This is a genomic window from Vibrio tapetis subsp. quintayensis (genome assembly GCF_030409945.1).
Lineage (GTDB): Bacteria > Pseudomonadota > Gammaproteobacteria > Enterobacterales > Vibrionaceae > Vibrio > Vibrio quintayensis.
Map to the genome: position 1 here is coordinate 400,570 of NZ_JAUFQV010000028.1, position 18,928 is coordinate 419,497.

The 18,928-nt window shown below is 43.7% G+C and carries 20 protein-coding genes; 1 reads left to right on the plus strand and 19 read right to left on the minus strand.

Features of this window, described 5'->3' with window-relative positions:
- Positions 1–3: 3 nt before the first annotated feature.
- The 8 genes from QWZ04_RS15190 to pncC all read right to left on the minus strand — a co-directional run bounded on the left by QWZ04_RS15190 (position 4) and on the right by pncC (position 5,808).
- Positions 4–618, minus strand: coding sequence for a DUF1190 domain-containing protein (locus tag QWZ04_RS15190; RefSeq protein ID WP_290329096.1), 615 nt, complete (start codon positions 616–618; stop codon positions 4–6).
- A gap of 10 nt (positions 619–628) precedes the next feature.
- Entirely contained in the window at positions 629–1,042 is a 414-nt protein-coding gene (locus QWZ04_RS15195; RefSeq protein WP_290329097.1) for a DUF350 domain-containing protein, read from the minus strand.
- A gap of 15 nt (positions 1,043–1,057) precedes the next feature.
- A complete protein-coding gene (locus tag QWZ04_RS15200; RefSeq protein ID WP_290329098.1) occupies positions 1,058–1,699 on the minus strand; it encodes a YjfK family protein in 642 nt (213 codons plus the stop codon).
- Positions 1,699–2,721, minus strand: a complete 1,023-nt coding sequence (locus QWZ04_RS15205) for a potassium channel family protein (protein WP_290329099.1) — start codon at positions 2,719–2,721, stop codon at positions 1,699–1,701. Before QWZ04_RS15205 ends, QWZ04_RS15200 begins: the two co-directional genes overlap by 1 nt.
- Before the next feature lie 15 nt (positions 2,722–2,736).
- Positions 2,737–3,423, minus strand: a complete 687-nt coding sequence (locus QWZ04_RS15210) for a PspA/IM30 family protein (RefSeq protein WP_290329100.1) — start codon at positions 3,421–3,423, stop codon at positions 2,737–2,739.
- Positions 3,420–3,824 (minus strand): DUF2170 family protein, encoded by a 405-nt coding sequence (locus tag QWZ04_RS15215; RefSeq protein ID WP_290329101.1) that lies wholly within the window; start codon positions 3,822–3,824, stop codon positions 3,420–3,422. The genes QWZ04_RS15210 and QWZ04_RS15215 overlap by 4 nt, the downstream gene beginning before the upstream one ends.
- Before the next feature lie 304 nt (positions 3,825–4,128).
- Positions 4,129–5,169 (minus strand): recombinase RecA, encoded by a 1,041-nt coding sequence (gene recA / locus QWZ04_RS15220; RefSeq protein WP_290329102.1) that lies wholly within the window; start codon positions 5,167–5,169, stop codon positions 4,129–4,131.
- Positions 5,170–5,301: 132 nt separating this feature from the next.
- Entirely contained in the window at positions 5,302–5,808 is a 507-nt protein-coding gene (gene pncC / locus QWZ04_RS15225) for a nicotinamide-nucleotide amidase (RefSeq protein WP_435433622.1), read from the minus strand.
- Positions 5,809–5,904: 96 nt separating this feature from the next.
- Between pncC and mutS the strand changes: the two genes are divergently transcribed.
- Positions 5,905–8,463, plus strand: a complete 2,559-nt coding sequence (gene mutS, locus QWZ04_RS15230) for a DNA mismatch repair protein MutS (RefSeq protein ID WP_290329104.1) — start codon at positions 5,905–5,907, stop codon at positions 8,461–8,463.
- A 124-nt stretch (positions 8,464–8,587) separates the two neighbouring features.
- Here mutS and rpoS read toward each other — a convergent pair whose 3' ends face one another.
- From rpoS to mazG, 11 genes are all read right to left on the minus strand, one after another.
- The gene (gene rpoS / locus QWZ04_RS15235) at positions 8,588–9,586 is read right to left on the minus strand and encodes an RNA polymerase sigma factor RpoS (protein WP_290329105.1); all 999 of its coding nucleotides are present in this window, start codon (positions 9,584–9,586) and stop codon (positions 8,588–8,590) included.
- 73 nt (positions 9,587–9,659) lie between these two features.
- Positions 9,660–10,649 (minus strand): peptidoglycan DD-metalloendopeptidase family protein, encoded by a 990-nt coding sequence (locus tag QWZ04_RS15240; RefSeq protein ID WP_290329106.1) that lies wholly within the window; start codon positions 10,647–10,649, stop codon positions 9,660–9,662.
- A 10-nt stretch (positions 10,650–10,659) separates the two neighbouring features.
- Positions 10,660–11,286, minus strand: coding sequence for a protein-L-isoaspartate(D-aspartate) O-methyltransferase (locus QWZ04_RS15245; RefSeq protein WP_290329187.1), 627 nt, complete (start codon positions 11,284–11,286; stop codon positions 10,660–10,662).
- A complete protein-coding gene (surE, locus tag QWZ04_RS15250) occupies positions 11,286–12,032 on the minus strand; it encodes a 5'/3'-nucleotidase SurE (protein ID WP_290329107.1) in 747 nt (248 codons plus the stop codon). Before surE ends, QWZ04_RS15245 begins: the two co-directional genes overlap by 1 nt.
- Before the next feature lie 12 nt (positions 12,033–12,044).
- On the minus strand, positions 12,045–13,094 hold the full coding sequence (gene truD / locus QWZ04_RS15255; RefSeq protein ID WP_290329108.1) for a tRNA pseudouridine(13) synthase TruD: 1,050 nt from the start codon (positions 13,092–13,094) through the stop codon (positions 12,045–12,047).
- A gap of 4 nt (positions 13,095–13,098) precedes the next feature.
- Positions 13,099–13,575, minus strand: coding sequence for a 2-C-methyl-D-erythritol 2,4-cyclodiphosphate synthase (gene ispF / locus QWZ04_RS15260; RefSeq protein ID WP_290329109.1), 477 nt, complete (start codon positions 13,573–13,575; stop codon positions 13,099–13,101).
- Between the two features lie 2 nt (positions 13,576–13,577).
- On the minus strand, positions 13,578–14,285 hold the full coding sequence (ispD, locus tag QWZ04_RS15265; protein ID WP_435433621.1) for a 2-C-methyl-D-erythritol 4-phosphate cytidylyltransferase: 708 nt from the start codon (positions 14,283–14,285) through the stop codon (positions 13,578–13,580).
- A gap of 38 nt (positions 14,286–14,323) precedes the next feature.
- On the minus strand, positions 14,324–14,611 hold the full coding sequence (gene ftsB / locus QWZ04_RS15270; RefSeq protein WP_102520998.1) for a cell division protein FtsB: 288 nt from the start codon (positions 14,609–14,611) through the stop codon (positions 14,324–14,326).
- 161 nt (positions 14,612–14,772) lie between these two features.
- The gene (gene eno, locus QWZ04_RS15275) at positions 14,773–16,074 is read right to left on the minus strand and encodes a phosphopyruvate hydratase (protein ID WP_102520997.1); all 1,302 of its coding nucleotides are present in this window, start codon (positions 16,072–16,074) and stop codon (positions 14,773–14,775) included.
- Positions 16,075–16,152: 78 nt separating this feature from the next.
- Entirely contained in the window at positions 16,153–17,790 is a 1,638-nt protein-coding gene (gene pyrG / locus QWZ04_RS15280; protein ID WP_290329111.1) for a CTP synthase, read from the minus strand.
- 209 nt (positions 17,791–17,999) lie between these two features.
- Positions 18,000–18,803: a nucleoside triphosphate pyrophosphohydrolase gene (gene mazG / locus QWZ04_RS15285; RefSeq protein WP_290329112.1), complete on the minus strand. Its 804-nt coding sequence runs from the start codon at positions 18,801–18,803 to the stop codon at positions 18,000–18,002.
- Positions 18,804–18,928: the final 125 nt, after the last annotated feature.

The following is an 18,928-nucleotide window of genomic DNA, read 5'->3' on the forward strand; positions in this document are numbered from 1 at the left end:
GCTTTACCCACCCCAGCTTGATTTACTGGACTTACTCGAGCTACTTTTACTCCAACTGGATTTCGCAGAAACGGTTGAACCAAAACCACCGCGAGACATGGTTCGTGTTGCGGCTGGCTTTTTTTTCATCTCAGAGGTCTTAATCTTTACTTTATTATAGCCACTATTATAAGAGCCATACGAACGACCATTCGTCGAGTACCAAGAACCACCATAACGATAGACAGGCTCACTATAATAACCACGAGAATTATTGATCATTTTACTAAAGAGATAGCCCCCCATCGCAGGGATAAACCAAGACGTATTTCTTGGCTGAAAGCACTCTTCCCCAGGAAACTCCACCCTACAATCATTTTCTGACGCATAGCGTGGTGCTGTACGCATCGCTTCATTCACTGCATTTTCATAGGCTGCTTGGCACTGTTCGGTATAGCCAGGATTATCAAGAGAGCAATCTTCGATATCGGCATAAATCCGAGCATCATTGTCGGGATCAGAGTCCGAACAACCCGCAATCACAACAGCACTCACCGCTACAGCAAAAGGAGTAATGTTAATTTTACTCCAATCTTTACGCATAGACGGCAGTATGACTCGTTGACTTCGTTTCATCATTGAGCCCCTTTTAATAGGTCATACACGCAGCATTCAACATACCGACCGAAACCGATACAGACGCTAATACGATACCAGCAGACACTTCGTTGTTTTCAATTCGTTGTACAATCTTTGGTAAGAATAGAAACCGAACCAAAGCAAAGGCGATCAGTTGAGCAATAAATGCGATAAGACCCCAAAGTACAAAATCGATAATATTAACGGAGTTCGCGGCCGCACCAGAAATAGAGATGCTATAGCCAACAAAAGACCCAGATAATGCAACCGCAGCAGCCATGTTATTTTCTTTAACTAGGCTCCATTCATCGTACGGAGTGAAACGGGTGTAAACAAACTTAAACAACAATAAAAAGCCAATCGATGTAGCAAAATAAATGGCAAAATCAACAAGCCCACCAAGCGACTGTGTAATAAAATCCATATTAAAATCCTGTAGTTATCCGATAACAGTGAAATCTGTTGCTGAAACATTAATACCTGTAATGTAGGTAACACAACGCTCCAGTTGATGAGGGGTTTTAGCCGTCTCTTCACACGCGATGAGCAGTGATTCGGCATAGTGTTGATTGACTTCACGCTCGTAGAGCATGACAAATTGATCAGTTTCAGTGATCCGGCCTTCTCGATCAAACGTCTTTTCTGTCATTGCGATAGGACGATCGTTTTCCCATACTTTGTAAAACGTTTTTTCTTCGAGAGAGGCACTAGGTTTAACCAAGTCAGTATCAAGCCATGAATCCCATACAGACTGCACATCAATGGGTTTAGTGTCGTAAAAATAAAACAGCTTAACTTCCGCTACACCGCTATCATCTAAGCCGTGCTGCAATACTTGTAAGTAGCCATCATCATCCGTATAGAAGCGCAGCAAACGCGTATTATCATCTAGTGTTACTTCTCCGACGGCTTGAATAATCTGAGTTCGTGAAGCCCCCTCAATAACCAGATCGGGCTCAAGCATTCTAAACTTCAAATCGTCTAGTTCAAATGCCCCCCCTAGCCTTAATCCTAAAACTTCAGGTGCTTGAGGTTGCACTTCTTCGGGCTTACTTGCTTTTTTCTTTAACCAATTGAACATTACTCGTTCCAATCAAAATGCTCGACACGTTCGTCTGCAATATAAAATAGTTTGGTATCAGGGAGGACGTTAACGTCTAACTCAGGGTTTAGCTTAATGCCATCACCATTATCTAAGCCAATAAGCGTCGCATGATATTGCTTTTTAAATTGTTCAAATAGCACCGACACTGTGGTTGCTTGCCCAGAGTAAATAACTGAATACTGAGTCATGCCCTCAGTTGAGCTCAATAATTCTTGATGCAAAGCACTGGAGCCAGGGTCTACGGCCGCTTTTGCTAATAGTTCAATAGCAACAGAAGGGATACATTCCACATTTGGACAATGAGTTTTAAGCAGATGACTCAAGGCTTCATCTTTAAAATACGCAAGAATGTGGGCTGAAGGGTTTAAGTTAGCGCAATACAATGCGGCAGATAAAGTCACATCGTCTTCAGGGTTGTCGACAATAATACAGCTGGCTTTCTCTATATTGGTTTTGTTCATGCTCATGCTGTCGGTAAAGCTGCCAACATGAACGAATTCTATTTCAGATGGCATTGGATTTTCTATCTCTGCCCGAGCGCACAGAACAATAGGTCTGCGCCCTGACTCCTCATGTTGGAGCATTCGAACTAAATGAAGCGTCCTTTGCTCGTTCCAACCCAACAAAAGAATATGATTCTCCACTTTTACTCTCCGTTTTCCTTGTAAGCCTGCTCGCCACGAACTGATTAACACGGTTGCAATACGGCTCAATGAAACCGCAAATAGCCCCAGGCCACCTGGAATCACAAACAGGCCCACAATCCATTTTCCCATCACCGTTGTTGGCGACATGTCGCCATAGCCAACGGTAGATGACGTTACTATTAAGTAGTAAACAAAATCGGTAAAATTCGCCGTCAGAGCGCTTTCACCGACTCCGGTTAATAATAGCCACGATATAACAACGTAAGCGGCAAATATGACCAGCAAATTTCGACTACTTAGATCACTAAGGTGGGTATAAGCCCACCTTTTCACAATCATCCAGATTGGCATGCTAAATTCTCTGTCTTATTTCCCTAGAATTCGTGCAAGCTCATCTTCTGCAGAAGATTGTCCACCAGAAGTAATGCCCGCCTGCGCTAATTTTTTATCTAGGCTGCTACCAGTTTGTTCTTGATGCATTTCTTCTGCGGCTTCTAATTGCGCTTGTTTCTCTGCTTGGCGATTTTTAATTCGCTCTAGCGATTCGACAGCGGTTGTCATTTTACTATTCGCACCAACATTGGTTGACGAGACTGCTGTTTGGGCTTTTTGAACCGCTTCGTTGGCTTTCACTACGTCTACTTGTTGTTCAAGTTGGCGTAACTTATCTTTCGCCTGAGCAATATTTTCTTTCAATTTTTGCTCTGACGCGCCAAATTGTTCTGCATACTTTTGCTCAACACTTTGTTGGCTAGTAAATTCAGCAACCTTGCCTGCACACTCTAATGCTAATGCCTGCTCTCCTTTCTCCATTGCAGAGCGAGCATGCGCTTCGTATTCTGAAATACTGGCAGAAAACCCTGACGCTTTGTTTTCAGCTAATTTTCTTTTGGCCACAATAGACACAAGAGCTTGATCTGACTTTCTTAATTCTTCTTTAGCTTCTCTGATCTCTTGATCCAAGATTCGTAACGCTTGATTATCGGCAGCACCTTCAGCGGCTTCATTTACGCCACCTTTAATCGCGGTAAATAGTTTTTTCCAAACACTCATGCTGACACTCCTAAATATTCATCATACAAATCGATAAATGCTTCCACATTGCGATACAAAGTAGCGACTTCAATAACCACACTTTCTTCTTTTGATTGAGAAGACAATGAACCGAATGCAACGTAGTAGTCCTCGCCTGCAATGGTATTAATACCAATGGTCGAGAGTGGGAACATCTTATGCGTTCTCAAAATTACATTATTCAATGCATGCACATCAGATACTGATAGCGTAGGAAATAGAATTACCTCGGCAATAATTTGCTCCCCAGCAACGGCGACATAAGCGTCAATACCGTCTTCATTTTTTAACACCAGTGATTCTTTACACGTAGATGAATCGACACTCCAACCTTCATGTTTGCCAAGAATTGAAGTGAGTTCTGATAAAGTCCAAGCCATAATAAGTATTCCAAATTAGAAAATGACACCATTACAATCTCACCTTGGAGATGCGTTTTCAACTATTAACTTAAACAACAAATAATATTAGACATAATTCATATTAGAAATTGAATTCAATTTAATACCCTCTCGCCACCGAATATCTAATTCACATTTATTTAGTTAGATATGATATCTATATTAAAGTTCACTATTTGCCATTTCCGTTCGCTAACATATTGTTACTCTTTAAATAGCAAAAAGCCTCGCAATGCGAGGCTTTTATATTTATTAACCAAAACAATAATAAAACAGGTTTTAGTTATAATTCTTCTTGTGGTGCTTCTTTCTCATCTTCTGACTCATCCAGCTCAACTGGCGTCAAAAGCATTTCACGTAACTTGCTATCAATCTCTAGGGCAATATTGGTGTGCTCTGCAAGATATTTACCTGCGTTCGCTTTACCTTGACCAATCTTGTCACCATTGTAGCTATACCAAGCACCGGCCTTATCAACCAACTTGTGCTTAACACCTAGGTCAATGAGCTCACCATTACGGTTAAAGCCTTGGCCATAAAGAATTTGAGTTTCAGCTTGCTTAAATGGTGCGGCAATTTTGTTTTTAACCACTTTAATGCGAGTTTCGTTACCCACGATTTCGTCGCCATCTTTAATCGAACCCGTACGACGGATATCAAGACGAACAGAAGCGTAAAACTTAAGCGCATTACCACCTGTTGTGGTTTCTGGGTTACCAAACATCACACCAATCTTCATACGAATTTGGTTGATGAAGATACACATACAGTTAGACTGCTTTAGGTTACCCGTAAGCTTACGCATGGCTTGAGAAAGCATACGAGCTTGAAGACCCATGTGGCTGTCGCCCATTTCACCTTCAATTTCAGCTTTTGGCGTTAATGCTGCCACGGAGTCAATAACCATTACGTCGATTGCGCCAGAGCGTGCTAATGCATCACAAATTTCTAATGCTTGCTCACCAGTATCCGGTTGAGAGACCAAAAGAGCATCGATATCAACGCCAAGCTTTTTAGCATAAATAGGGTCAAGGGCATGCTCTGCATCGATAAATGCACATGTTTTACCTACACGTTGCGCGGCTGCAATAAGCTCTAGAGTCAGGGTTGTTTTACCAGAACTTTCAGGCCCGTATACTTCAACGATACGACCCATTGGTAAACCACCAGCACCCAAAGCGATGTCTAATGAAAGTGAACCAGTAGAGATGGTTTCAACATCCATTGTACGGTTATCACCAAGACGCATAATAGAGCCTTTGCCGAATTGTTTTTCAATTTGGCCAAGCGCCGCGGCTAGTGCCTTTTTCTTGTTGTCATCCATCACTTTCTCCACACAACGTGTTTTTTGATATGCTGCTTATTATACTGTTGATTCATACAGTGTCTATACCTGTATGAAAATAAATTTGTTTGTTCGACTCGCTAAACTATCGCTTGCAATAAAGCGCGCAACCTACAGAGTTGAAAACTTAGAGCCTGACTGCAAATACTCAATCAAAACACGCAACGAATACACGACTGCTTTTTCTCTCACTTCTGACCGGTTGCCACTAAATAACTGCGTAGAAATTTTGCACCAGCCTGATTGATCTGAAAAACCAAAACACACAGTACCGACAGGCTTTTCTTTACTGCCTCCACCAGGGCCTGCGATCCCGCTGATTGATACAGCAATGGTTGCATTAGAATGAGTCAGCGCACCTGCAGCCATTTCTTCGACGACTGCCTCACTGACTGCACCGTGAGTCATTAGCGTACTTTCATTTACACCAAGCATCTCCATTTTTGCTTCGTTACTATAGGTAACAAATGCTCGGTCAAACCAAGCCGAACTGCCCGCGATGTCCGTTATCGCCATAGAAAGCCCACCACCTGTACAGGATTCAGCAGTGGTCATAACTTGTTTGCTTTCTTGCAAGTATTGTCCCAATTCAAGGCTCAATTCATTTCTTATTTCAATCATGGAAAATCCTCTTTTCAACTTTGCGCGAGCAGGTGATTCACGTATCCTAAGCGCCATAGACAATAAACGAAAGCAGTTACTAAGGTCATCAAAGTGAAAGCAGATCAAAAACACACACCCATGATGCAGCAATACCATAGACTCAAAGCAGAAAATCCCGATATTCTGCTTTTTTATCGTATGGGTGACTTTTACGAGCTGTTTTATGATGATGCTAAACGTGCTTCTCAGTTGCTTGAGATTTCGTTAACTAAACGCGGCTCTTCAGCAGGTGAACCGATACCAATGGCAGGCGTACCTTTTCATGCCGTTGAAGGCTACCTGGCTAAGCTTGTTCAGCTTGGAGAGTCCATTGCTATTTGTGAGCAAATTGGTGACCCTGCGACCAGTAAAGGCCCTGTAGAACGTCAAGTGGTACGCATCGTTACTCCGGGTACGGTCACCGATGAAGCCTTACTATCTGAGCGTGTTGATAACCTGATTGCTGCCATTTATCACCACAACGATAAGTTTGGCTACGCAACGTTAGATATTACCTCGGGCCGTTTTCAGCTGACCGAACCAGAAACAGAAGAAGCAATGGCCGCGGAGCTTCAACGTACAGCGCCAAGAGAACTACTTTTCTCTGAAGATTTTGAGCCTGTTTATTTGATGGCGAACCGAAATGGTAATCGTCGTCGCCCCGTTTGGGAATTCGAACTAGATACCGCTAAACAACAACTAAACCAACAATTCGGAACCAAAGATTTGGTTGGTTTTGGCGTTGAAAATGCCAAACTTGGTTTATGTGCTGCTGGTTGCTTGATTCAATACGTTAAAGATACTCAGCGCACCGCTCTGCCCCATATTCGCTCATTAACGATTGATCGCCAAGATCACTCAGTGATCTTAGATGCCGCAACAAGACGTAACTTAGAGTTAACCCAAAATTTAGCGGGCGGATACAATAACACTTTGGCAGAGGTACTCGATCACACAGCAACCGCAATGGGTAGCCGCATGCTTAAACGCTGGTTGCATCAACCAATGCGCACATTAGATACCTTAAATCAGCGTTTGGATGTGATCACCGAATTAAAAGAATCCGCCTTATTCGATACGCTGCAACCCACTCTAAAACAGATTGGTGACATTGAACGGATCTTAGCTCGCCTTGCGCTCCGATCTGCACGCCCAAGAGATCTGGCTCGATTACGTCACGCTATGCAGCAATTACCAGAGTTACATCAAGATCTCGAATCAGCCAGACAACCATACTTGAAAAAGCTGCGCCAATTTATCGCACCGTTAGACGAGGTTTGCCATTTATTAGAAAGGGCGATTAAAGAGAATCCACCTGTCGTGATACGTGATGGTGGTGTGCTAGCAGAAGGTTACAACGCAGAACTTGATGAATGGCGAGCACTGGCCGATGGCGCTACAGAGTTTTTAACAAAACTTGAACAAGAAGAACGCGAACGCCATGGCATAGATACCCTAAAAGTAGGTTACAACAACGTACATGGCTTCTTTATCCAAGTCAGTCGCGGCCAAAGCCACCTTGTACCGCCTCATTATGTACGCAGACAAACCCTCAAAAATGCTGAACGCTACATCATTCCAGAGCTCAAAGAACACGAAGACAAAGTGCTCAGTTCAAAATCCAAAGCGTTGGCAATTGAAAAACAGCTGTGGGAAGAACTGTTCGATCTGTTGCTACCACACCTAGAGCAGCTGCAAAACCTCGCCTCTGCGGTTTCACAAATTGATGTATTACAAAACTTGGCAGAAAGAGCAGAAAGTCTAGACTACTGCCGTCCAACGCTAACAGAAGAGCCTGGCATACATATTCAAGCCGGTCGCCACCCAGTGGTCGAAAAGGTAATGGATGAACCATTTATCGCAAACCCGATTGAATTGCATCCAAAACGTAAAATGTTGATTGTTACGGGCCCTAACATGGGTGGTAAATCGACTTACATGCGTCAAACTGCTCTTATTGCACTGATGGCTCACATTGGTTGTTATGTGCCAGCAGAGTCAGCCACCATTGGCTCGATAGATCGTATATTTACGCGTATTGGCGCTTCTGATGATCTCGCCTCTGGCCGTTCAACTTTCATGGTTGAAATGACGGAAACAGCCAATATTCTCCATAACGCCACAGCGAAAAGCTTAGTACTAATGGATGAGATTGGCCGAGGCACCAGCACTTATGATGGCCTTTCTTTGGCTTGGGCAAGTGCAGAATGGTTAGCAAACCAAATTAGTGCCATGACGTTATTCGCTACCCACTACTTCGAGCTAACGGAACTGCCGAACCAAATAGCAGGCTTAGCCAATGTTCATCTCGATGCGGTAGAGCACGGTGATACCATTGCATTCATGCATGCGGTTCAAGAAGGCGCGGCAAGTAAATCTTATGGCCTGGCCGTCGCAAGCCTTGCTGGTGTACCAAAAACCGTCATAAAAAATGCGCGTGGAAAATTAACTCAGTTAGAACAATTGAGCGCCAGTGATAGCTCGATTCCTAGTGAGGTTGACATCGCCAATCAGTTGAGTTTGATCCCCGAACCTAGCGAAGTGGAGTTGGCATTGGGCAATATAGATCCCGACGATCTTAGCCCACGCCAAGCACTCGAAGCGTTATACAGACTAAAAAAACTCCTGTAACCCGTAATCTATAACCTATAACCTATAACCTGTTACCTGTTACCTGTTACCTGTTACGAAGCATAAAAAGGCGCTGTAATTTCTTACAGCGCCTTTTTGATCTTTTAAATTAAGTGCGATCTAACTAGTCATTTTCTACATTAAATAGTGATTCCATATTAAGCCCTTGCTTAATCAGGATCTCTCTTAGGCGACGTAGACCTTCAACTTGAATTTGACGAACGCGTTCACGTGTCAGGTTAATTTCTCGCCCGACTTCTTCTAGTGTTGAAGGCTCGTAGCCTAACAAACCAAAGCGACGTGCAAGGACTTCTTTTTGTTTTGGATTAAGCTCGTCCAACCAATCAATGAGTGAAGACTTAATGTCGTCATCTTGCGTGCACACTTCAGGATCAGAATTATGTATATCAGGGATAATATCCAGTAGTGCTTTTTCGCTTTCACCACCAATTGGGGTATCTACAGAGCTGACACGCTCGTTAAGACGAAGCATTTTGCTGACATCTTCAACAGGCTTATCCAGCTTGTGTGCGATTTCTTCCGCTGTTGGTTCGTGATCCAGTTTTTGAGAAAGTTCACGAGCTGTACGCAGATAAATATTCAGCTCTTTTACCACATGAATAGGCAAACGGATGGTTCGTGTTTGGTTCATCAAGGCACGTTCAATCGTTTGGCGAATCCACCACGTTGCGTAAGTAGAGAAACGGAAACCACGTTCAGGGTCAAACTTTTCAACCGCACGGATCAAACCAAGGTTACCTTCTTCAATCAGGTCCAATAGAGCAAGACCACGATTGCCGTAACGGCGTGAGATTTTTACAACCAAACGCAAGTTACTTTCGATCATACGCTTGCGAGCAGCTTCGTCACCACGCAGGGCACGACGAGCATATAAGACTTCTTCTTCGGCGGTCAGGAGCGGTGAAAAACCGATTTCTCCAAGATATAGTTGAGTGGCATCTAAGCTTTTTGCTGTTGCTTCAAATTCTTCTTTTGGCTTAGATGTGCTTTTTGACTTAGGTGTGCTTTTTGGCTTCGAAACTGCTTTTACAGGTGATTGTTCCTTCTCAACTGTATTAATATCAAACGATTCTTCGGCTTTTACTGCATTGCTGATACTCATAGTGCCTCCCCCTGGCGAGTTAGCAAGACATTACTACTTAAAATGTCGCTATCAATGTCGCTTTTTTTGATTATTAAGGTAAGTAGCGATTTGGATTCACCGACTTTCCTTGGTATCGGATTTCGAAATGTAACCGGACTCCATTTGCACCAGAACTTCCCATGGTTGCAATTTTTTGTCCTGCTTTAACACTTTGTCCTTCTTTTACTAGCAACCGTTCATTATGTGCATAAGCGCTTAAGTAATTATCATTATGTTTTACTATGACGAGGTTCCCATAACCTCTAAGTGCGTTGCCCGAATAAACGACTGTTCCGTTAGCAGTAGATACGATTGATTGGCCGCGCTGACCTGCAATATCGATCCCTTTATTGCCCTGATCTCCTGCTGAGAACCCTTTAATGATTCGACCCTTTGTCGGCCATAACCATTTAGAAACTTTAGTATTTTTTGTTATAGTTTTCGGTACAGGTTTTGTAACATTCTGTTTACCTTTAACTTCAACATACTCCTTTGATTTCGATTGATCAACCGCTTTTGTCGATTCTTTTTTCGCCGTTTTTTGCGTTGAATTAGCAACCCCTGATGTTTGCTGGGCTGACGATGGTTTAGAATTTTTACTCGAATCTAAACTTTTTGTTGAAGTGGCGGATGCCGTTGTCGTTGCCGCGGCTGCAGTTGTGACTGCGGGAGCGGTCGGTTTCGCTTTAGTCGCTGCGATAGTAGAGACTGGAGCTGGGGAGCTTCCAGAATCACCATAGCTTGGTGCCACATAGGATGGCGTCCACAAACGAAGCTTCTGACCAGGGTGAATTGTGTAAGGGGCTTTTAAACGGTTATAGGCAATTATTTTTTTAACATCTTTACCTGTCATGTAAGCAATAAAGTAAAGTGTGTCACCCTTTTCAACTTCATAAAAACTGCCGTGATAACTGCCTTTATCAACAGTGTCGTACCCTTTTTTATTCAAGCTTGTCACAGGCGCAGGAGTATGCGCCGCACACCCTGACAGCACTGAAATGGCAACGCATTGAATAAATACAGTCTTTAGCTTGAGTGACACAACCAATCCTTTATGCAAGATCACCAGCAACTAATGGAACAAAACGAACCATCTCGATAACGCTCGATTCAAAATGGTCTCCGACCCTTTGAATCTTCATTAATGTCTGCTGCTCTTCACCAACAGGAATAATGAGTCGTCCACCGTCACTCAACTGGCTAAGTAGAGCATCCGGTATCGATGCAGCAGCAGCCGTCACTATGATGGCATCAAACGGAGCTTTTGCCTCCCACCCCTGCCAACCATCACCGTGTTTGGTGGATACGTTATAAATATCAAGTTGCTTTAAGCGACGTTTAGCATCCCATTGCAACGATTTTATTCGCTCAATAGAGTATACATGTTCGACCAACTGAGCCAGCACAGCGGTTTGATAGCCCGAGCCAGTTCCAACTTCTAACACTTTACTTTGAGGTGTCAGTTCAAGCAGTTCTGTCATCTTACCGACAATATAAGGCTGTGAAATCGTCTGCCCCGCCCCAATTGGCAGTGCGTTATTGTCGTAGGCTTGATGCATCATGGCCTCGGAAAGGAATCGCTCACGAGGTAACTGACGAATCGCCTCAAGTACATTCTGATCACGAATGCCACTTTCAACTAGAAAGTTAATCAACTTTTCAGCTTGTGGGTTATGTATCACAGCTCACCTTCAATCCATTTTTCCATAACAGGCAAAGATTCATGGGCAGTTAAGTCGACTAAAATTGGGGTAATCGAAACATAACCCGCTTCGATCGCATGAAAATCAGTCCCTTGCCCTGCATCTTGACGAGGCCCTGGAGGGCCCAACCAATATATATCATGACCACGTGGGTCTTGATGTTTGATCATATCGGTTGCGTGATGACGAGCGCCTAATCGAGTAATCGATGTACCTTTTAATGCTTCATACGGCACATCTGGAACATTTACGTTAATCAGGCGATTGGTTGGAATTGGAGATTGACGATGCTTTTCGATCAAATTACGAACGACAATCGCAGCGGTATCAAAATTCGTTTGCCCAACTAATGACACGGCAATGGATGGGACACCTAGAAAGTGCCCTTCCATCGCGGCAGCTACTGTACCGGAATACAAAACATCGTCACCTAAGTTGGCACCATGGTTTATTCCAGAAACAACAAGGTCAGGAGCTTGGCCTTTAAGTAATTCATTAAGCGCGTAGTGAACGCAATCTGTCGGGGTTCCTTGAACTGAAAAAATGTTATTTTCAAGTTCAATAATACGTAACGGATTATCCAGCGATAATGAATTTGATGCACCTGAACGGTTTCGATCAGGCGCGACGATGATGATCTCAGCGATATCCGATAGATGTTTGGCCAACGTCTTAATACCAAGCGCATGCACCCCATCATCATTACTCAATAAAATCTTCATGCTCATGATTCCTTAATTATCGTAGTGACGCTCAACTTCAATTTCTTCAACCAACTCTCGAACAATCGCGGTTGCAAAGCAGCCTGACGACAGTGAAAACGTTAATGTGATTTCATCACCATTCGTGCTCCAGTTAAAATCTTGAGGTTTTAAGCTGATTTCGCGACGCTCATGACGCATGCGATTTCCACGAATCAAAGCCATGAGATCCGGCTCGCTATCCACGACGGTTTGCTCTATCTCTAATGCCACCAGTTGCGTTGGTAAGGCGTTATCGCCAGCCAGTGCAGCCGTTAGCTGAGCTTCACCTGTAGTGATTAGAGATTGGATTGCACCAAGGTTAGATTCATCAATTGCCGTCAGTTGACCGTTTTCTTTTACCAAGTCACCTACAAGTAACTGATTGAATGCTTTTGCTTCAATACGGGCAGACAAAATATGGTTAAAAATCCAAGAACGAGCGGCCGACAGATATAAGCTACGTTTGTTTTGGTTACGAGTGCGGACATTATCACGCCCCCAACGACGTGCTTCCGACACGTTATTGCCCTCGTTACCAAATCGTTGTGCACCGAAGTAATTTGGCACGCCTTGCAGTTTGATCTGCTCAAGTCGTGCAAGCACACTTTCAATATCAGTCACTTCAGATAACGTCACTTCAAACTCGTTACCGATAAGATCCCCTGGGCGAAGTTTCTTATTGTGGCGGTCTGTAGCCAGAATTTTAATTGACGGGTATTGCTGTAAGAACGCTGTGAAATCTGGCGTGTCACCTTTCGGTAAGTGCACGCTTAACCATTGCTCAGTCACAGCATGGCGGTCTTTTAAGCCAGCCCAACTTACGTCTTTTGATTTCACATCACAGGCTTTTGCCAACTCATTTGCTACAAAACTGGTATTTTCACCGGTCTTTTGGATGCGCACCATTAAATGCTCACCACTGCCTGTAAATTCAAAACCTAAGTCTTCTTTAACCACAAAATGTTCTGGTTTTGCTTTCAGTTTCGCACGTGAGGTTGGCTTACCCAATTGATAAGCAAATGGAGCTAAAATATCAGTCATGGTGTTACTTCTTAGTTATGAGGACAACCGCTTCACAAGCGATGCCTTCTTTACGACCAGTGAAGCCAAGTTTTTCAGTTGTGGTCGCTTTAACGTTAACGTTGGCAAGATCAGTTTCCAGATCTTGTGCGATACACTGACACATCGCTTCGATATGTGGTGCCATCTTTGGTGCTTGTGCCATGATAGTGACGTCAGCATTACCAATGATATAACCTTTTTCTTTTACAAAGCGATAGACCTCTCTTAAAAGAGCGCGGCTGTCTGCGCCTTTCCACTTATCGTCGGTGTCCGGGAAGTGACGGCCAATATCACCTTGTGCAATAGCACCTAACAAAGCGTCGGATAACGCGTGCAGTGCGACATCACCATCAGAGTGAGCAATTAAACCGTGCTCATAAGGAATAGCCACACCACCAATAATAACCGGTCCTTCGCCACCAAATTTGTGTACATCAAAGCCGTGTCCAATACGAATCATGGTCATTCCTTATTAAAAGATTTTTGTAAATAGAACTCAGCTAAGGCTAAATCTTCAGGCTGAGTTACTTTAATATTGTCGGCTCTTCCGCTAACCAACAATGGGGATAATCCAGCCCACTCCATTGCTGATGCTTCGTCCGTAATAGTAACACCTTGCTCCAGCGCGGAACTTAGCGCCTGTTTCAGAGCGGCTCGGCGGAACATTTGAGGGGTAAGAGCATGCCATAAGTCAGCGCGTTCTACCGTTTCTCCGATTTGATGTTCTCCATTTCCACGTTTCATGGTGTCTCGCACCGGAGACGCCAAAATCCCACCAACGTCATGGACTAGGCAGCTTGAAATCAGCTTGTCGATGTCCTCGATGGTGAGGCATGGCCGCGCAGCATCATGCACCATAACCCATTGATACTCAGACAGGTGAACATCAAGATAGTTTAAGCCAGAAAGAACAGAATCAGCTCGCTCACTACCACCCGCAACTCTTATAACTCTCGCGTCATTGGCCATCGACAGTTTTGTATAATATGGATCGTCTTTACCTATTGCGATAACAATTTTATCTACACGCGGGTGCTGCAATAAACAAGCAATGGTATGCTCCAAAATCGTAATGCCGTGAATGGTCAAATATTGCTTTGGCAGCGATGCTTGCATACGACTGCCCACTCCTGCTGCGGGAACAATCACAGCGATTTTTTCTTGGTTCATGGTGTTATCTGACATGAGTATTGGGTACTGTTAGGAGGTTATTTGGACGGCGCATCATCGCCTATTATACGATAAAAGGTTTCATCCTCTTTTACCATTCCAAGCTGGTGCCGGGCTCTTTCTTCAATGGCATCGAGTCCTTGGCGTAAGTCGTCGATCTCGGCGTACATTTCATCGTTACGCTGCTTAAGTTTCGCATTCACGCCCTCTTGAATCACGATATCCCCTTGAACTTTTGCTAAATCAGCCTCGCCATTTTTACCAAACCACACATTGTATTGCAGTATTGCCACCAGCGTTAAAAGTCCAAAAGCAAAAACTCGCATGAATGCTCACCAAGAAAAAAATAATAACCGCATATATACCATATTCAGACGGTTAGAGCGAAAAGAAAGCATTCGCAGGGCTCACTAAAGTACAGGTAAAAAAATGCCCCGCACTAGGCGGGGCATTCAAAGCTTTATGCTAAGTCTAATTCAATTAAGAATTAAGCTTGGCCTTTAACTTCTTTAAGACCGTTGAAAGGTGCGCGCTCACCTAGAGCTTCTTCGATGCGAAGAAGTTGGTTGTACTTAGCAACACGGTCAGAACGGCTCATAGAACCAGTTTTGATTTGACCTGCAGCAGTACCAACCGCTAGATCAGCGATAGTTGCATCTTCAGTTTCGCCAGAACGGTGAGAGATAACTGCAGTGAAGCCAGCGTCTTTAGCCATCTTGATTGCAGCTAGAGTCTCTGTAAGTGAACCGATTTGGTTGAACTTGATAAGGATCGAGTTAGTAATACCTTCAGAGATACCACGAGCAAGAATCTTAGTGTTTGTAACGAATAGATCGTCACCAACTAGTTGAAGCTTGTCACCTAGCAGTTCAGTTTGGTGCTTAAAGCCAGCCCAATCTGATTCGTCAAGACCGTCTTCGATAGATACGATTGGGTATTGGTTAGCAAGGTCTTGTAGGTAGAAGTTAAATTCTTCAGAAGTGAAGATTTTGCCTTCGCCTTTCATGTTGTACTTGCCAGTTTCTTTGTCGTAAAACTCAGAAGCAGCACAGTCCATAGCAAGAGTGATGTCTTTGCCTAGCTCGTAACCAGCAGCTTCTACAGCTTCTTTGATTGCAGCTAGTGCAGCAGCGTTAGACTCAAGGTTAGGAGCGAAGCCACCTTCATCACCAACTGCAGTGCTTAGGCCTTTCGCCTTAAGAACTTTAGCTAGGTTGTGGAATACTTCAGCGCCGATACGTAGAGCTTCTTTAAGAGTTTTCGCGCCAACTGGCTGAATCATGAACTCTTGGATGTCAACGTTGTTATCAGCGTGCTCGCCACCGTTGATGATGTTCATCATTGGAAGAGGCATAGAGAACTGACCAGCAGTACCGTTTAGCTCAGCAATGTGCTCGAACAAAGGCATGCCTTTAGCCGCTGCTGCTGCTTTAGCGTTCGCTAGAGAAACAGCAAGGATTGCGTTAGCACCGAACTTAGATTTGTTTTCAGTACCATCTAGGTCGATCATCACTTGGTCAACGTCAGCTTGTGCTTTCGCATCTTTACCAGCTAGTGCTTCAGCGATTGGGCCGTTTACAGCTTCAATTGCTTTAAGAACACCTTTACCTAGGAAACGTGATTTGTCGCCGTCACGTAGCTCAAGAGCTTCACGTGAACCAGTAGATGCGCCAGAAGGAGCAGCTGCCATACCGACGAAACCGCCTTCTAGGTGAACTTCAGCTTCTACAGTTGGGTTACCACGTGAATCGATGATTTCGCGACCTAGAACTTTAACGATCTTAGACATTAATGTTTCCTCTCGTTGAATTTAAATGTCAAAACTAAAGGGGCTGCTCGACCTTGAACAGCGCCCATATCCTTTTACTTAATCTTGCTCGCCTTTCTGGTATTCACCAGCAGCTTTTACGAAGCCTGAGAACAATGGGTGTCCATCACGAGGCGTCGAAGTAAATTCTGGGTGGAATTGCGCTGCGACAAACCATGGGTGAGCAGGGTTTTCGATAACTTCTACAAGTTTTTTGTCCGCTGACAAACCAGACACTTTCAGGCCTGCTTTCTCAAGTTTTGGACGAAGCACGTTGTTAACTTCATAACGGTGGCGGTGACGTTCATGGATCGTCGTGCTACCGTAAAGTTCATGAGCTTTAGTGCCTTTTTCTAGGTGACACAGCTGTGAACCCAAACGCATAGTACCACCTAAATCAGAAGATTCGGTACGTTCTTCAACTTTACCTTCACCATCGATCCATTCAGTGATTAAGCCAACCACTGGGTACTTTGAGTCTTTATTAAATTCTGTTGAATGCGCGTCTTTCATGCCAACGACATTACGAGCGTACTCAATTAGCGCAACTTGCATACCTAAACAAATACCTAAGTAAGGCACTTTGTTTTCACGTGCAAATTTAGCCGCAAGGATTTTACCTTCTACACCACGGTCGCCAAAGCCACCCGGTACTAGAATCGCATCAAGACCTGCTAGTGCTTCTTCGCCTTTAGACTCTACATCTTGTGAGTCTACATATTTTATTGTGACGCTTAGACGATTTTTCAAGCCCGCATGTTTCAATGCTTCGTTAACTGATTTATATGCATCTGGCAATTCGATGTATTTACCAACCATACCAATGGTCACTTCGCCCGTAGGGTTAGCTTCTTCGTAAATAACTTGCTCCCACTCTGATAGATCCGCTTCTGGAGCTTCAATACCAAAACGTTGGCAAACTAGGTCATCAATACCTTGTGCTTTGATCAATTGAGGGATTTTGTAGATTGAATCTACGTCCTTCATTGAAATAACTGCTTTTTCTTGAACATTACAGAAAAGTGCAATCTTCTTACGCTCGTTCGCAGGGATAACACGATCACTACGACAAACTAAGATATCTGGCTGGATACCGATAGAGAGCAATTCTTTAACTGAGTGCTGAGTCGGTTTGGTTTTCACTTCACCTGCGGCTGCTAGGTAAGGAACCAAAGTAAGGTGCATGAACATTGCGCGTTCACGGCCTAATTCAACTGCTAGCTGACGAATCGCTTCCATAAATGGCAGAGACTCAATATCACCAACCGTGCCACCAACTTCAACTAGAGCAACATCATGGCCTTCAGCGCCAGAAATTACACGTTCTTTGATGGAGTTAGTAATGTGTGGGATAACCTGAATGGTTGCGCCAAGGTAATCACCACGACGTTCGTTACGTAGAACGTCAGCATAAACACGACCTGCAGTGAAGTTGTTACGCTTAGTCATCTTGGTACGAATGAAACGTTCGTAGTGACCAAGGTCAAGGTCTGTTTCAGCGCCATCTTCCGTGACGAACACCTCACCATGTTGAGTTGGGCTCATTGTGCCTGGGTCAACGTTGATGTAAGGGTCAAGCTTCATCATAGTCACTTTAAGACCACGAGCTTCTAAAATGGCTGCTAGCGATGCCGCTGCAATACCTTTACCTAGAGAGGATACAACCCCGCCAGTAACAAAAATATAATTTGTCGTCATGTTTAACCTGAAATTGGTTGAATGAGGGAAATAGATTACTTCTGGACGGGATGTGAATATACCAGAAGCCCCTTATCGCCACAACGTGAAATCTATCACACTGTGATCTTTTATTTTTTGCTTCAAATCAAATGTAGCGACTCAAATCATTCTAATTGAAAATGAAATGAGTCACTATTAACTCGTTTCGACTCTAAGTTGTTGATAGTTTAATTTTTAGCTCGCTCTCTTCGCTTTACTTCATCCCACATGGCATCCAATTCATCCAAGTCAAAGTCCGTTAGCTGTTTATTCTTTGCTCTGACCTGTTCTTCAACACCATTAAAACGTCGAGTAAACTTGATATTGGCTTTATTTAGCGCCGACTCTGGGTTTTTACCCAAATGTCTGGCTAAATTCACGGTGGCGAACAGTAAATCCCCTAGCTCCGCTTCAATGTTTTCTTCATTGGGTGTCACTTGGATGGCCTCTTCAACCACTTCGTCGATTTCTTCTTTTACTTTGTCGACCACTGGACCAAGCGCAGCCCAATCAAAGCCATATTTAGCGACTTTTTTCTGGATTTTATTGGCTTTGCTGAGCGCAGGTAACGATCTTGGAATTGAGTCTAGAACACTTTTATCTGTTTTTCCTTGTCGTTTTTTTTCTTTAATTTTTTCTTTTTCCCAATTGGCATTTATTTCTTCATCATCCTCAAATTTGAGATCAGAAAAAACATGTGGGTGACGACGGGTTAGCTTTTCGTTTAAACCCGAAACCACATCATCAAACTCAAACAGCCCCTGCTCCTTTGCCATCTGGCTATAGAAGATCACTTGAAATAACAGGTCTCCGAGCTCTTCTTGCAAGTTAGGCCAATCGCGGTTGTGAATCGCGTCCACCACCTCATACGTTTCTTCAATGGTATGAGGTACGATGCTATCGAACGTTTGTTGTTTGTCCCACGGGCATCCTTTCTCATCATCACGTAGGGTTGCCATGATCTGTTTTAGTTGTTCAATTGGGTCATTCATGACTCTGTTTCCTTAAACAAAAAGGTGAGCAGCAAACACCACTCACCTTTTAAAATTAACAATTTGATTTTCTAGAGTGTTACTTCAACCACAAACGGTAATCGAAGCAGACACATGCGAAGATA